Genomic DNA, 13,984 nt, shown 5'->3' on the forward strand with positions numbered 1-13,984 from the left:
TCAACATAATTAATATGCCGCTCGTTCATTCCGAAAAGATTGAACAGACCAGTACCTTACTCGTCTGGAAACTGACCGAAACTGAAACTGAACTTTTGGGGCTGCTGGATTCTATCTATAACTTTGAAGAGTTGGAAGGAATTTCTCACCCGCAAAAAAAACGTGAGTGGCTGGCAAGCAGGCTGCTGATTAAAATCCTAAGCGAACAGGCAGGCGTTGTTTTCAAAGGAACTTACAAAGACGACCATGGGAAAGTTTTTTTAATACACGGACAGGCTCACATCTCCATCACACACACCTTTGATTACGTCGCCGCAGTAATGGAGGCCATCAGGCCTGTGGGGATTGATATGGAAAAGATTGATCCCAAATTGAGCCGCACCGCGAAAAAGTTCCTCAATGAGCAGGAGCTCCTTGAAGCCTCTGACGACCTGCGCATGCTGGCGATGTACTGGTGCGCCAAAGAGGCCATTTACAAACTATATGGAAAAAATAAAGTGAGTTTTAAGGACGACATTCTGATTTCCCCCTTTTCCACCGAAGATTCAATTTTAATCGGCTCTGTAATCAGCGAAAACGAAATGGTCAATGCACGGATTCACATCACGTGGTTTGAATACTACTGCCTTGCTGTGGCAATTTGATTTACTGATCCACCACCTCAATCCTCGTGGTTTTCATCCAGGGTAGAAGTTAGTATTTTTTCAATTTCCTTCACTTTCTCATCATCTCCGGTTTTCTCATACGAAAATATCAGGCTGCGAAGCACGCGTTGGATAATCTCCAGATTGGTACAGGGCTGATAAAAAATATCCTTAGGCTTTATGTTGAGCTGCGCGATATAATGGTCAATATCCGTTTTTGAGAAAATGATACCCCTGTTAAACACATTGATATAAAACTGGGTCTGGCTATTTTTGTAGGTCAGCACAAACAGATTGGGCAGATTAACCCCGTAAACGCTCAGGTTTAACTTTCGCGCGATCAATAAATAAATCACGCACAGGGTTATCGGATTGCCACGCTTACTTTCCAATACCACATTGATCATGGAATTGGATGGTGAATGGAAATTTTTGGTATTGGCCGCAAAATTCATGCTTCCAAAAAAGACACTATTGATTTTTTTAATTTGGTCAACGGCATTCATTTCCTCCTGAAACTGAATGGCAATATCTGCGTATAACTGATCAATGGTTGCGGCTAGCTTTTCCATGGAAAGATCCGGATAATGGTAAGTGGCCAGTATCCACATTCCCTCAAGTAGGTCCAGCCCCCCTCCATTTTTCCAGGACTGCAGCCGTTCGATCATGATGCCAAGCTGCAATTCATGAATCAGTTCTTCAATCTTGCGTTGAATAATCGGATTAAAGCTTTCTTCCCATTCTGTTTCCAAAAATGGGATCACGGTCCCCCCCAGTGATAAGATTTTCCCCTCAACATGCTGCGTCACCTCGTGATCTTCGTCATCAAGCAGGTAAATCAGCGCCTTTATTTCGCTCTTGTTCATCTTACGTCCTATTTCCATTTCCCAAACAACGGATAAATAAAAACATTTTTTTTTTATAGACGTCAAATTTTCTACTTTTGCCACGAAAAAAATTGTAAAATTCAAGGAAGGATAAAAGCCAATCGCATCTGAAATCTTTGGTTTTCGCGCTTCAAACGCACTATTCTGGTCGATTTACTCAACACAAATAATTGAATCAATAAAGTAATCACATGAAAATTCTTGTTACCGGCGGAGTAGGTTTTATTGGTTCCCATACGGTGGTGGAGCTATTTAATGCTGGGTTCGAACCCGTCATCATTGACAATCTTTACAACTCAAGCCGTGATGTTCTGGTAGGGATCAAAAAAATCACCGGCCAGGATTTTCCGTTCTATGAAGTTGATTGCAATGACATTTCCCAGGTCAGAGAAATTTTTGAGAAAGAAAAATTTGACGGCGTCATTCACTTTGCTGCATACAAAGCAGTTGGCGAATCGGTAGATGAACCGCTGAAATACTATGAGAATAATATATTATCGCTGCTCATACTCCTGAAAGTAATGAAAGAGTTCGCAGTTGATAAATTTGTTTTTTCATCCTCCTGTACGGTTTACGGACAACCTGATTCAATTCCTGTCACGGAATTAACACCTCGCCAGCCCGCAACCTCGCCCTATGGCAACACAAAGGCCATTGCCGAAGATATTATCCGTGATCATGTACACGCAGCCCCCAATCTTAAGGCGATATCGCTGAGGTATTTTAATCCCATAGGAGCGCATGAAACCGCACTGATTGGTGAGCTGCCGAATGGTGTGCCCAGCAATCTGGTTCCCTTCATTACGCAAACGGCAGCCGGATTAAGAAAATCATTGACCGTCTTTGGCAGTGACTACGATACCCCCGACGGAACATGCATCCGGGACTTCATTCATGTGGTGGATTTAGCAAAGGCGCACCTGAAGGCACTTATCCTGTTGCAAGAGCAGACAACTCCCAATTACTACGACGTTTTCAATGTAGGTACTGGAAAAGGATATACCGTTTTGGATCTGATCAAAACTTTCGAGGAAGTGAATGGTGTAAAATTAAACTACTCGATTGGCCCCCGCCGGGAAGGTGATGTAGAGAAAATATATGCCCAATCAGATAAAGTAAATAATGTGATGAAGTGGACTCCGGAAAAAACAATGTCGGATGCCCTTCGTGATGCCTGGAACTGGCAAAAAAAATTAACCAATTTACAATGAAAAATATTCTGATCACCGGAGGAGCCGGGTTTATCGGCTCACATGTAGTACGCCGATTCGTTACGAATCATCCGGAATATCACATCTACAATCTGGATGCGCTTACTTACGCCGGCAACCTTGAAAATCTCAGGGATGTAGAAAATGCTTCCAATTATACCTTTGTAAAGGGGGATATCGTGGATGCAAGTTTTATTGATCAATTGATCAGCGAAACGGATTTTCACGGCATCATACACCTTGCAGCTGAAAGCCACGTTGACAGATCGATCTCCGATCCACTTTCTTTCGTGATGACCAACGTTGTGGGTACCGTAAATTTGTTGAACGCTGCCCGTAAAACCTGGAAAGGTGATTTCTCTGGCCGCCGGTTTTACCATGTTTCTACCGATGAGGTGTATGGAGAGCTTCACGACCCCGGAACTTTTTTCGTAGAAACCACCAAATATGATCCACGCTCTCCGTACTCGGCTTCGAAGGCATCCTCCGACCATTTTGTACGCGCCTATCAAAGTACCTATGGCCTGCCGATCGTGATCTCAAACTGCTCAAACAATTACGGCCCCAATCATTTTCCTGAAAAATTAATCCCTTTGATGATTCATAACATCATCAATAATAAACCGTTGCCCGTTTATGGCAAAGGAGAAAATGTGCGCGACTGGTTGTTTGTGGAAGACCATGCCATTGCCATCGATGTCATTTTCCACGATGGAAAAAATGGGGAAACATACAATATAGGCGGCCACAACGAATGGAAGAATCTGGATCTTGTATTGGTACTCTGCAGGCTAATGGATCAAAAACTGGGGCGCGAAAAAGGCGAAACTGAGAAACTGATCACCTATGTAACGGATCGTGCAGGTCATGATCTTCGGTATGCCATTGATGCTACTAAATTATCAGAAGAGCTGGGCTGGAAACCATCACTTCAGTTTGAAGAAGGTTTGGAAAGAACGGTGGACTGGTATTTGAGCAATCAGGAATGGCTTCAAAATGTAACTTCGGGTGAATATCAGAAATATTACGAGGGCATGTATGCCGGTAGATAATTGATGCCTGATATCCGGGGAAGTAAAGAGATTTATCCGTTTCTTGCATAAAAAATACTATACACTCCAAACCTGGTTTGGAAAATAATTTCAACGAGTTACTTAATGAAAGGAATAATTTTAGCAGGAGGATCGGGCACACGATTACATCCACTTACACTTGCTGTAAGCAAGCAACTTATGCCGGTTTACGACAAGCCGATGATTTATTATCCGCTTTCGATCCTTATGCTGGCCGGAATCCGGGAAATATTAATCATTTCTACACCTCATGACTTACCTCATTTCGAAAAACTTCTGGGCGATGGCAGCCGATTAGGCTGCTCGTTCAGTTATGCAGTCCAACCCACCCCGGATGGTCTCGCACAGGCATTTATCATAGGCGAAGAATTCATAGGTAATGATAAGGTGGCGCTGATTTTAGGCGACAACATTTTCTATGGATCCGGTCTTTCTACCCTGCTACAGTCCAATAACGATCCCGACGGTGGTGTTATATTTGCTTATCAGGTACATGATCCCGAGCGGTACGGGGTTGTCGAATTTGATAAAAAATCGAATGTGCTGTCAATCGAAGAAAAACCCGAACATCCCAAATCAGATTATGCAGTTCCAGGATTGTACTTTTATGACAACGATGTCGTAGAGATTGCGAAAAACATACCCCCGTCTCCCAGAGGCGAGTTGGAAATTACAGACGTGAACAGGGTATACCTTGAAAGAGGAAAACTCAAGGTCGGTGTTTTGAATAGAGGAACAGCCTGGCTGGATACCGGAACATTTCAGTCCCTGATGCAAGCAGGGCAATTTGTACAGGTAATAGAAGAACGTCAGGGATTGAAAGTTGGCTGCATTGAAGAAATTGCCTACCGTATGAATTTTATTGACAGTGCCCAGTTGACCGAAATCGCGAAGCCTTTGGTAAAGAGTGGATACGGAACTTATCTGCTCCGTATTGTGGGCAACAGTTGAGGAAATACCGCAATGGTATACCTTGCCTCTTCCCGGAATTTGGATGAAAACTTCTTTTGAAAGTTAGATAGGATTATGAAGTTTCTACCCGAAGAAATCGAAACGTACTCGGAACTGCACACCGAAAGCGAAACCGATTTATTGAAGTCTCTGAATAGGGAGACTTATGCGAACGTGCTCAATCCCAGAATGCTTTCTGGGCATTTACAGGGCCGTTTCCTTTCTATGCTATCGCGCATGATACGCCCTAAGAGAATTTTAGAAATCGGGACCTACACGGGATATTCCGCAATATGTCTTTGTGAAGGCCTCGACCCCGCCGGTCGGTTAATAACCATTGATATCAATGAGGAACTGGAGACCGTAACCCGGAAATATTTCGATAAGGCAGGGCTCACAGATAAAATAGATTACCGAATAGGTGAAGCGCTCACCATCATCCCGGAACTTGAAGGGCCATTTGATCTGGCTTTTATAGATGCCGATAAAATTAACTATATTTCGTACTTTGAACTCTGTTTGGACAAAGTCAGGACAGGGGGCTTTATTATTGCGGACAATGTACTCTGGAGCGGAAAAGTGGCTGATAGGGAATTAAAAAAGGTTGACAAGGATACTCAATCGTTATTAGACTTTAACAAAATCATACAGCAGGATCACCGTGTCTCTAATCTTTTACTCCCCGTACGGGATGGATTGATGATTATTCAAAAACTATAACTGTCAACTTATCGGTAAAGCAATTAAAAAAATATGTCAAAAGCACTAATCTTCAGTACAAAAATAACTGCCTTCCTGTGGGCTCTATTTTTTGTAAACAGCACTTTAACAGCGGCTCAAGCTTTGCCGGAAATCCCGAATCAGCTCTCGTTCGGAGGTATTACCATTAACTTTGATCGCAACGCTCAGAGCCTGATTGAAGAAGATGTACGTAGCCTTATGTCCAATAAGAAGTTCTGGGAGGAAAAAATGGATAGGGCCATGCTCTATTTTCCCATTGTAGAGAGCATTCTGATGGACGAAGAGGTACCCATAGATTTCAAATACCTTGCCGTCCAGGAAAGCTCATTTAAACCGGACGTGATATCAAGTTCCAATGCTGTTGGTTACTGGCAGTTCAAACCGGAAACAGCGGTCTCCCTTAACCTGCGCGTCGATGATAACGTGGATGAACGAAAGAACATCAGCGCTTCAACACATGCTGCATCCTGGTATCTGAAGAAAAACAATCAACAGTTTAACAATTGGGTTTCCACGCTTTACTCCTACTATCTGGGGGCTACGGGGGCGAAAAAAAATATTCCTGCAAATTGGGCCTATGCCCGTGAGATAAATCTTAATGGCAAAACAGATCGGTACATGCTGCGCTTTTTTGCTCATAAAATAGCCCTGGAAGCCGGCATAGAGCAGTATCGAAGCAACAATAAAATTGTTTTGATGGAGTCGGATTACGGGAAAGGCAGGTCTTTTGACGAAATTGCCCGGGCACTGGACGTGGATGCGCAAGAATTAAAAAGTTACAACCGATGGCTGAACGAGGACAGAATTCCGACGGATGGTGAATATCTGGTTTTGCTGCCCGTTCCGTTGGATAAGGTGGAGGCGGTACGACAAAAATTGTCCTACCAGATATTGCCCATAACCAACAATATCGCCATCAATGACACAGGTTATCCGATACTCAAAAAATCCACAGTTCAATCCAGCGACAAAAATGCGCCAACTTTCTATGAAATTAACGGACTTCCCGGAATAGAAGCCCGTCCCGGTGATCGGCCTAAAACGCTGGCAAATGCCGGTAAGGTAAGAACGCCCACATTTTTACGATATAACGACATGATACGCGACATGCCATTGATACCCGGAAAAGTGTATTACCTGGCACGTAAAAACAAGAAGGCAGCCACACCATTTCATACAGCCCAGCCAGGAGACACGTGGCAAAGTGTATCTCAACAATACGCTGTAAGGCTTGTAAATTTGTTAAAATACAACCGGACCATCAGCCGCAATTTCCCCATACAGACCGGTCAGGTTCTTTGGCTTACCGAGAAACGTCCAAGGAAAACACCCATTGAAATAAAATCTCCTACTCCCCAATCGGTGCCACCCGTAACAGAAGCCCCTGTTGCAGCAGTACCGGAAAAACAGGCGACTGCTCCCAGGCAGGAATCTAGTGAGAATCAGATACCGGCTAATCCTGCTGGAAGAAAGAAATACACCCCCGTATTGGTAGAAAAGAATGAGAGCGCTGTGACAAAGGAATCCAGGCCAGAAACACCTTCAGTGAGCACAGCAGTGGATCCCAAGACACCGGCAAAGGAAAATCTCTACAAGAACTCAAAAGATCGGGTGGTAGTAATATCTGCTGAAACAAGTGAAGACACGCCCCGCAACCAACCTGCCGCTCCAAAATCCGTTGATAAAACAACTGAAAGTGCACAAAAACCAACAAAGGTGAAAAGTACCGTATCAGCGAGTGCTTCAGGTTCTCAGCCCTGGGATTCGAAAGAAGTTTCCGCCTCAGGTGCAACATTCCATGTGGTTGAAAAAGGCCAGACCTTATTCAGCATTTCTAAAATGAACAGCCTGACTGTCAAGCAGCTTCTGGATCTTAACGGATTAAGTGAAAAAGATAAACTGTATGTGGGACAAAAGCTTCGTATCCAGAAAGAACCAGCCGGTTCGGAGCGTCAAACAACACCTAACCCGTCCAGAAACGTGCCAGGTAATACGGTGCATACGGTTGTTTCAGGAGAAACCTTGTACCGCATCTCCAAAAATTATGAGGTTGATGTTGAAGATATCAAAACACTCAATAACCTTCGGGACAATAGCGTGCAACTCGGCCAGAAGTTAAAAATTCCAGAAAAAAAATAATACGATTTTGATACTCATTGAGCATACCTGTATAAGCGATGACATAGAAGACCAGTTATTTGTCTGTGATCTGGACAAGTGTAAAGGTGCGTGTTGTGTAGAGGGAGATTCAGGTGCTCCTTTGGACAAAGACGAACTCGAAATTCTGGACAAAATCTATCCGATGGTAGAACCGTATCTGTCAGAAGCGGGTAAGTCCGTCATTGCCAAAGAAGGAACCTATACCACAGACTGGGAAGGAGATTATGTAACTCCGGTCATTGATGGCAGGGAGTGTGCTTACGCGATTTATGACAAAAGAGGTATCTTAAAATGCGGGATTGAAGAGGCATTCAACGATGGGAAAATAGATTATAAAAAGCCCATTTCATGTCACCTTTATCCTATCAGGGTGACCAAGTATGAACAGTATCACGCGCTCAATTATGATCGTTGGCAGATATGCAGCGATGCTTGTGTATTAGGCCAGGAACTGGGTGTTCCCGTTTACAAGTTCCTGAAGGAACCGCTTATCAGAGCCTACGGCCCGAAATGGTATAAGCAATTAACGCAGGAAATCGACGATCGTCAACAGGCAAGGCAGAGTGATGGCGAAAAATCAAAAAAATGATTTCTTCGAAAATGTATACGATGTGGTTCGACTCATACCATCGGGAAGAGCCACGTCCTACGGTGCTATAGCTGCCTACCTTGGTGCAAAAAGAGGAGCGCGGATGGTTGGCTGGGCCATGGCTTACAGTTACACCCGCGAAGGAATTCATGCACACAGGGTTGTCAACAAGGCCGGTGTACTTTCCGCTAAATTGCTCTTCGAAACACCCACAACGATGCAGGAGCGTCTGGAACAGGAAGGTGTGGTGATCAAGGATGATACAATTCAAAACTGGAACGAGGTGTTCTGGGATCCTGAGACCAATTTGACATGACCCGAACGATAAAAGCGCCGCTTCACGGCGCTTTTATCGTTCGGATGAGATCGGCAAGAAAATCTATTGAAGTGAAATAACCCGCTCTGTACTCGTCTCCAGCTGAACCTGTTTTACCAACTTTTGCTTATTGTAATGCATTTCAAAGAAGTAGGTACCATCCGTCATATCGCTCAGGTCGAATATACGACGGTATTTCTCGTCCTTTTTTGAAAAAAATTCACTGTAATAAGTCTTACCGCTTTTGTCTTTAAGAAGTACCCTTAAACCGTCTTTCGTCCCTCTGTCTACGGCAAGCTTAACCTTGTACCCGTTATTCCCGAGGTGGATCACTGACGCGGCAAAAGTTGAGGAACTTTCGGAATTCTGCTTTTTGCTTTCCTTATCACTTTTTCCTGTAAACGACATCAGGGATACACCGAGCGCCAAAGCGCAGAACAGATTTGAAATGTTTGTAATTTTCATGGCTAGTTATTATTAAAAGGTGAAATTCCATTCGCATGGTTGTCATACATATAAAAAAGGATATGCCAGCAAGCGATCAATGATCTCCATGCTGGCATTTACACCATTTAACTTTTTGAATAACAGCTATTTGAAAAATTTTTGAGTTTTTTTTTCTTGCCTGCTGACTCATGCTTTTCTGTTCGTAACCGAACAGTTGAACCGGACATCGAACAGTTTGACTTTACAATTGACTAGATTTTATTCTTACCTCTGGATTCGTTTTCTATTTTTTGTATCATCGGTAGCTTGCTTGCCGGAATACTATTTTTATAGTCCCAAAACGCCGATACGCACACAATTTTCCATTCTCCATTGATCTTTTCCATCAGTCTTACCTCTTTGCTGTGATGGAAGTTTTTCGTATCCTTGTCACTGTTAAACTGATCCCAGGTCAAATAGGCCACATCATCGTCGTAAAATTTGAATTTCATATTTTTACGTTCCACTTTCGGATGACTTTTTAAGGGATTGTCATTAATGTATCTCCCTATTTGCTTATTGATGTCGTCCCAGCCGACGTTGGAATCAAAGGTGCCATCATTATTGCTCCATGCCTGAAAGGCATAGTCGGTTTGGGCATAATTGGATTTCCAGGCTTCGTAGTCCCGACCGAAAAAAGACTCGGTTTCCTTTTCGATCACCGCTCTGATTGCGCTCTTTTCCTTTTCAATATCGGCGGCATTTTCGGTTTCATTTTTTTGCGATGATTCGTTGCAGGAAAAGCAGATCAGCGATGCGGTGAGAAGCAATACTAGTGATTTCATTGTATAAAAGTTTAGTTTTTAAAAAAATAATTACTTCATACAAAAACACTTTTTATCGGAGAAGCTCGTGACGGTTCAACCTTACTCAATCGTCCAAGCCTTGCTCTTTAACGTGTATACTTTGGTAAAAAACAGCCACAGGAATCCATGCTGGTTTTTGTTTTGCTCCAACTTCCAAAAAAACAAACGCCACTTAAACGCGACGTCACGATTCTCATGGCACTACTAAGGAAAAAACAAGGCAACCTACATGGCCTGACGTATTGAAGATAGCACTAAAATAATACTAATGCAAGAAAAAAAGTAAATATTTTAATTTATTTAGCGTAAAATTCGAAGTTGGACTTTTCAAAATGGCTGAAACCAGAAACGCAGTGTTAGCTATACAAAAGTTTCTTGAGACGCTCGTAGAATCCGGTTTCCTGAAACGTGAACCGCTTGTGAAGAACATAATTACTGATAAAGCTAATCGTCATGCATATCAAATGACACCCCAGCTTATTGAGCTCCACCGTTTTGACTGAAAAAGGTATCATAACCGTATGTATGCCTATCAGACTTACACTAAGATTAAAAAGCCTTTCAGAACCCGAACCGTAATGATAAACGACACAACGGTCACTAACCCGAATTTGACCATTTCTCTACGGCTTTTGGTGGCGTTTCGCGTAGTGAAAGCGAAAAGTTTGGTTAAAAAGAAACCGACTACCGAGGCAGCAAGATATCCAAACGTCAGGGCTTCACCATAAGTGATCGGGAACCAGTTTTGCGACACGGATCCAATCAGCAGCTGTATCAATGCCCCCGTCGCCGCTACCAAAAAGTACGCGATAAGGTCCCGTCTGTTAAATAGACCCGAGTTCATATTTTGTGTTAAATCAGACAGACGGAGAAGCGCTGCCTGTCTTCCGATCGTACAGCAACCAAAGACCTGCAAAAACAAACAGGCCGTTGATAATCAACCTTTCAAAACCGAATTTATATCCATTGAACCATTCCGCCGAATTGTCATTAATAATATAGGTTGCAATGGGCGCGAGAATACAAAGGAGCGGAACCCAGCGGTCTTTTACCGGACGCTTTAAGAACAATCCGAATGAGAAAAGACCCAGCAACGGCCCGTAGGTATAACCCGCCAGATCAAACACCGCGGTAATCACCTCTTTGCTGTTCAGCCTGTTGAAAATCAGGATTACGAGATAGAAAACGACAGAGAACCCTATATGTACCCAGAACTTGATTTTGGAACGTTGCCTTTCAGGCTTCTTCTCTATATTCATAAAATCGATGCAAAAGGCGGTTGTAAGCGCGGTAAGCGCCGAATCCGAACTGGCGTAAGTTGCCGCTGTAATGCCAAGCAGGAATGTTACACCCACCAAAATCCCTAAATGGTTGAGTGCCAGCATGGGGTAGAACTCATCCGTTTTTACCGTAGCAGGAATACCTTTCGCTGTGGCATAAACGTAAAGCAACGCGCCCAGCGACAGGAAAAGAAAATTAACAATGACCAGCACAATCGTGAACCAGAACATATTTTTCTGCGCCTCACCAATGTTTTTGCACGTGAGGTTTTTCTGCATCAGATCCTGATCCAGGCCCGTCATTACAATCGCTATGAATACCCCAGCAAAAAACTGTTTATAAAAGAATTTCGGGTCATTGGTATCCCAGTAAAAAACCTGCGCATATCCACTCTCCTGAACCGTGCTCCAAATATCCGATACCCCCTTCAGATTGAGCTCCTGAGACACCAGTACAATGGTAAGAATAACTGCCGTGATCAGGAAGAAAGTCTGTAATGTATCTGTTACAATGATGGTTTTAACCCCACCTTTAAAGGTATAAATCCATATGAGCAGAATGGTAATAGCCACAGCAACTTCAAAGGGAACACCCAAAGGCTTGAAAAGGGCAATTTGCAGCACCTGTGCTGCCACATACAGCCTCACTGCGGATCCAACCGTTCGCGATAAAAGGAAAAACGCAGAACCTGTTTTATATGACCAGAACCCGAAGCGCTGTTCGAGATAAGAATAGATCGAAATCAAATTGAGGCGGTAATACATCGGCATGAGAACAGTACCTATGATAAAGTACCCCACTATGTAACCGAGCACTACCTGAAAATAGGAAAACTGTATATTGGCAACCGCGCCCGGCACCGAAACAAATGTCACACCCGAGAGCGAAGTTCCGATCATACCAAAAGCCACCAGGTACCAGGGAGATTGCCGGTTAGCCGTAAAAAAGGTATTGGTATCCGCTCCTTTGGATGTATAAATTGACACAGCGATTAACATGGCAAAGTACACCGTCAGGATAACTAAGGAAATGTATGGGTTCATTAACGAGATGATATTAAAAAGTACGGATCCATTATATGAAGTAGACAAAGCCTTCATATAATCTTGGTTTTTGCTTAGATTTGCTAAACAAACAGAAATTTGGTTGTTATGCAAATGCAAATAGAAACAGAGGTAGAAATTCTGGATAAAACCATTGAAACCGAATTAAAGAAACTTGTTGTTTACAATGATGATATCAACACGTTCGACTGGGTGATCGACACCCTCATGACCGTGTGCCGGCATAGCAATGAGCAGGCAGAACAATGCACCCTGATTATACATTACAAGGGAAAGTGTTCGGTAAAAGAAGGCGAATTTGATGAACTGGCAGGGATGAGGAATGAGATTTGCAGGAGGGGTATTTCCGCAGAAATTCATTAACAACACTCCCCTTCCCCGCAAAAACTAGCTCCATTTCCCTGTATCTTCAAAATGAATTATCCTTCTCGTCTTATTGAGGATGCCGTTGCCGAAATTTCCAGGCTACCGGGAATCGGAAAAAAGACCGCACTACGCCTGGCATTACATTTGCTAAAGAGAGATGAACATCAGACGCGTTCACTTTCTGATGCCTTGATCAATATGCGTACCAAAACTTCGTATTGCCTCAAATGCCACAACATCGCCGATTCGGCCCTTTGTAACATCTGCAGTAGCCCGAAACGAGACCGGTCAATTATCTGCGTAGTGGTGGATACCAGGGATGTGCTGGCCATAGAAGCAACAAGCCAGTACAAAGGCCTTTACCATGTGCTGGGCGGAATTATTTCTCCACTGGAAGGCATTGGCCCTTCGGATCTTAACATTGATTCGTTGATTGAACGAATAACGCAATCGCCTGACGACGAAAAAGTGTTGGAGATTATACTGGCTCTAAGTCCAACCATGGAAGGTGATACAACTGCATTTTATCTGCAAAAGAAGTTGAAACCATCTGAACTAAAAGTCACAACAATTGCCCGAGGAATTCCAATAGGTGGAGATCTGGAATACGCGGATGAAATTACACTTGGACGAAGCATCGTAAGCCGGGTGGCCTACGATTAAGTTTTAATTTTCTAAAATTTGAGTGGTTATGAATAGAACAGATTTTTTGCGCACACTGGCAGGTGGTTCGCTCGCAGTGGGCGCATTCGCTGCGAAAGCTTCAGCAGAAACCGGAACGAATTTCCTTTTTGAAAACGCCCCGTTTAAGCAAGCACCTCTTCCCTATGATTTTGGTGCTCTTGAGCCAAGCATAGACAAGCTTACCATGGAAATACATTATGGAAAGCATCATGCTGCCTATGTCAAGAATTTAAACGACGCTGTGAAGGGAACAGCATTCGAATCAAAATCGCTCGAGGAAATCATTAAAATGGCCGGTAAGGCGCCCGCTGCAATACGTAACAATGGCGGAGGACACTGGAATCATACTTTCTTCTGGAGTGTGATGGGTGCCGGTAAAGGAGGCATACCAACGGGTGCCGTAGCCGATGCCATCAATGCGCAGTTTGGCTCGTTTGATAAATTCAAAGAAGAATTCGGAAAGGCAGCGACGACACGTTTTGGATCCGGATGGGCGTGGCTTGTTGCCAATAAAGGAAAGTTATCTATCGGCTCCACACCCAATCAGGATAATCCCTTGATGGACATTTCAGAAATAAAAGGAACGCCTATCCTTGGACTGGATGTGTGGGAACATGCCTATTACCTGCATTATCAGAACAAAAGACCCGATTATGTAAAAGCCTTCTGGCAGGTGGTTAACTGGGATCAGGTAGCAGCCAATCTAAAGAAAGCCTGATTTTAAC

At 43.5% G+C, this 13,984-nt stretch carries 16 protein-coding genes; 11 read left to right on the top strand and 5 right to left on the bottom strand.

Features of this window, described 5'->3' with window-relative positions:
• The first annotated feature begins 14 nt into the window (after nt 1-14).
• A complete protein-coding gene (locus tag DYADSP32_RS12275; RefSeq protein WP_149242459.1) occupies nt 15-644 on the top strand; it encodes a 4'-phosphopantetheinyl transferase superfamily protein in 630 nt (209 codons plus the stop codon).
• 17 nt (nt 645-661) lie between these two features.
• On the opposite strand, the gene DYADSP32_RS12280 is transcribed toward DYADSP32_RS12275, so the two are convergent.
• The gene (locus DYADSP32_RS12280) at nt 662-1,510 is read right to left on the bottom strand and encodes a transglutaminase-like domain-containing protein (RefSeq protein WP_149244871.1); all 849 of its coding nucleotides are present in this window, start codon (nt 1,508-1,510) and stop codon (nt 662-664) included.
• A gap of 212 nt (nt 1,511-1,722) precedes the next feature.
• Between DYADSP32_RS12280 and galE the strand changes: the two genes are divergently transcribed.
• From galE to DYADSP32_RS12315, 7 genes are all read left to right on the top strand, one after another.
• Entirely contained in the window at nt 1,723-2,742 is a 1,020-nt protein-coding gene (galE, locus tag DYADSP32_RS12285; protein WP_149242458.1) for a UDP-glucose 4-epimerase GalE, read from the top strand.
• The gene (gene rfbB / locus DYADSP32_RS12290; RefSeq protein WP_149242457.1) at nt 2,739-3,794 is read left to right on the top strand and encodes a dTDP-glucose 4,6-dehydratase; all 1,056 of its coding nucleotides are present in this window, start codon (nt 2,739-2,741) and stop codon (nt 3,792-3,794) included. Before galE ends, rfbB begins: the two co-directional genes overlap by 4 nt.
• Nucleotides 3,795-3,899: 105 nt before the next feature.
• Nucleotides 3,900-4,766 carry a glucose-1-phosphate thymidylyltransferase RfbA gene (rfbA, locus tag DYADSP32_RS12295; RefSeq protein ID WP_149242456.1) on the top strand — a complete coding sequence of 289 codons (867 nt, stop codon included), beginning with the start codon at nt 3,900-3,902 and terminating at the stop codon, nt 4,764-4,766.
• Nucleotides 4,767-4,841: 75 nt separating this feature from the next.
• Nucleotides 4,842-5,486 (top strand): O-methyltransferase, encoded by a 645-nt coding sequence (locus DYADSP32_RS12300; RefSeq protein ID WP_149242455.1) that lies wholly within the window; start codon nt 4,842-4,844, stop codon nt 5,484-5,486.
• A 33-nt stretch (nt 5,487-5,519) separates the two neighbouring features.
• Nucleotides 5,520-7,646 (top strand): LysM peptidoglycan-binding domain-containing protein, encoded by a 2,127-nt coding sequence (locus DYADSP32_RS12305; protein ID WP_149242454.1) that lies wholly within the window; start codon nt 5,520-5,522, stop codon nt 7,644-7,646.
• A 7-nt stretch (nt 7,647-7,653) separates the two neighbouring features.
• Nucleotides 7,654-8,256 carry a DUF3109 family protein gene (locus DYADSP32_RS12310; protein ID WP_149242453.1) on the top strand — a complete coding sequence of 201 codons (603 nt, stop codon included), beginning with the start codon at nt 7,654-7,656 and terminating at the stop codon, nt 8,254-8,256.
• On the top strand, nt 8,234-8,572 hold the full coding sequence (locus DYADSP32_RS12315) for an MGMT family protein (protein WP_149242452.1): 339 nt from the start codon (nt 8,234-8,236) through the stop codon (nt 8,570-8,572). The genes DYADSP32_RS12310 and DYADSP32_RS12315 overlap by 23 nt, the downstream gene beginning before the upstream one ends.
• Before the next feature lie 63 nt (nt 8,573-8,635).
• Here DYADSP32_RS12315 and DYADSP32_RS12320 read toward each other — a convergent pair whose 3' ends face one another.
• From DYADSP32_RS12320 to DYADSP32_RS12335, 4 genes are all read right to left on the bottom strand, one after another.
• Nucleotides 8,636-9,037 (bottom strand): hypothetical protein, encoded by a 402-nt coding sequence (locus tag DYADSP32_RS12320; protein WP_149242451.1) that lies wholly within the window; start codon nt 9,035-9,037, stop codon nt 8,636-8,638.
• A 233-nt stretch (nt 9,038-9,270) separates the two neighbouring features.
• A complete protein-coding gene (locus DYADSP32_RS12325; protein WP_149242450.1) occupies nt 9,271-9,843 on the bottom strand; it encodes a hypothetical protein in 573 nt (190 codons plus the stop codon).
• A 559-nt stretch (nt 9,844-10,402) separates the two neighbouring features.
• A complete protein-coding gene (locus DYADSP32_RS12330) occupies nt 10,403-10,708 on the bottom strand; it encodes a GtrA family protein (protein ID WP_414617714.1) in 306 nt (101 codons plus the stop codon).
• A 13-nt stretch (nt 10,709-10,721) separates the two neighbouring features.
• Complete coding sequence (locus DYADSP32_RS12335; RefSeq protein ID WP_149242449.1) at nt 10,722-12,188, bottom strand: sodium:solute symporter; 1,467 nt, start codon at nt 12,186-12,188, stop codon at nt 10,722-10,724.
• 108 nt (nt 12,189-12,296) lie between these two features.
• On the opposite strand from DYADSP32_RS12335, the gene DYADSP32_RS12340 reads away from it, so the two are divergent.
• From DYADSP32_RS12340 to DYADSP32_RS12350, 3 genes are read left to right on the top strand one after another with little or no spacing between them, the layout of a single operon-like run.
• Nucleotides 12,297-12,572, top strand: a complete 276-nt coding sequence (locus tag DYADSP32_RS12340) for an ATP-dependent Clp protease adaptor ClpS (RefSeq protein WP_149242448.1) — start codon at nt 12,297-12,299, stop codon at nt 12,570-12,572.
• A 51-nt stretch (nt 12,573-12,623) separates the two neighbouring features.
• Nucleotides 12,624-13,238 carry a recombination mediator RecR gene (recR, locus tag DYADSP32_RS12345; RefSeq protein WP_149242447.1) on the top strand — a complete coding sequence of 205 codons (615 nt, stop codon included), beginning with the start codon at nt 12,624-12,626 and terminating at the stop codon, nt 13,236-13,238.
• A gap of 28 nt (nt 13,239-13,266) precedes the next feature.
• The gene (locus DYADSP32_RS12350; protein ID WP_149242446.1) at nt 13,267-13,977 is read left to right on the top strand and encodes a superoxide dismutase; all 711 of its coding nucleotides are present in this window, start codon (nt 13,267-13,269) and stop codon (nt 13,975-13,977) included.
• Nucleotides 13,978-13,984: the final 7 nt, after the last annotated feature.

The organism is Dyadobacter sp. 32, assembly GCF_902506755.1.
In the GTDB taxonomy this organism is placed as follows: Bacteria; Bacteroidota; Bacteroidia; order Cytophagales; family Spirosomataceae; genus Dyadobacter.

Excerpts from the sequence above, each read along its gene's own strand:
- DYADSP32_RS12280 (WP_149244871.1), bottom strand. The coding sequence starts at position 1,510 with ATGAACAAGAGCGAAATAAAGGCGCTGATTTACCTGCTTGATGACGAA.
- galE (WP_149242458.1), top strand. The coding sequence starts at position 1,723 with ATGAAAATTCTTGTTACCGGCGGAGTAGGTTTTATTGGTTCCCATACG.
- DYADSP32_RS12330 (WP_414617714.1), bottom strand. The coding sequence starts at position 10,708 with ATGAACTCGGGTCTATTTAACAGACGGGACCTTATCGCGTACTTTTTG.
- DYADSP32_RS12320 (WP_149242451.1), bottom strand. The coding sequence starts at position 9,037 with ATGAAAATTACAAACATTTCAAATCTGTTCTGCGCTTTGGCGCTCGGT.
- DYADSP32_RS12325 (WP_149242450.1), bottom strand. The coding sequence starts at position 9,843 with ATGAAATCACTAGTATTGCTTCTCACCGCATCGCTGATCTGCTTTTCC.
- DYADSP32_RS12275 (WP_149242459.1), top strand. The coding sequence starts at position 15 with ATGCCGCTCGTTCATTCCGAAAAGATTGAACAGACCAGTACCTTACTC.
- recR (WP_149242447.1), top strand. The coding sequence starts at position 12,624 with ATGAATTATCCTTCTCGTCTTATTGAGGATGCCGTTGCCGAAATTTCC.
- DYADSP32_RS12315 (WP_149242452.1), top strand. The coding sequence starts at position 8,234 with ATGGCGAAAAATCAAAAAAATGATTTCTTCGAAAATGTATACGATGTG.
- DYADSP32_RS12350 (WP_149242446.1), top strand. The coding sequence starts at position 13,267 with ATGAATAGAACAGATTTTTTGCGCACACTGGCAGGTGGTTCGCTCGCA.
- DYADSP32_RS12340 (WP_149242448.1), top strand. The coding sequence starts at position 12,297 with ATGCAAATGCAAATAGAAACAGAGGTAGAAATTCTGGATAAAACCATT.
- DYADSP32_RS12305 (WP_149242454.1), top strand. The coding sequence starts at position 5,520 with ATGTCAAAAGCACTAATCTTCAGTACAAAAATAACTGCCTTCCTGTGG.
- rfbA (WP_149242456.1), top strand. The coding sequence starts at position 3,900 with ATGAAAGGAATAATTTTAGCAGGAGGATCGGGCACACGATTACATCCA.
- rfbB (WP_149242457.1), top strand. The coding sequence starts at position 2,739 with ATGAAAAATATTCTGATCACCGGAGGAGCCGGGTTTATCGGCTCACAT.
- DYADSP32_RS12300 (WP_149242455.1), top strand. The coding sequence starts at position 4,842 with ATGAAGTTTCTACCCGAAGAAATCGAAACGTACTCGGAACTGCACACC.
- DYADSP32_RS12335 (WP_149242449.1), bottom strand. The coding sequence starts at position 12,188 with ATGAACCCATACATTTCCTTAGTTATCCTGACGGTGTACTTTGCCATG.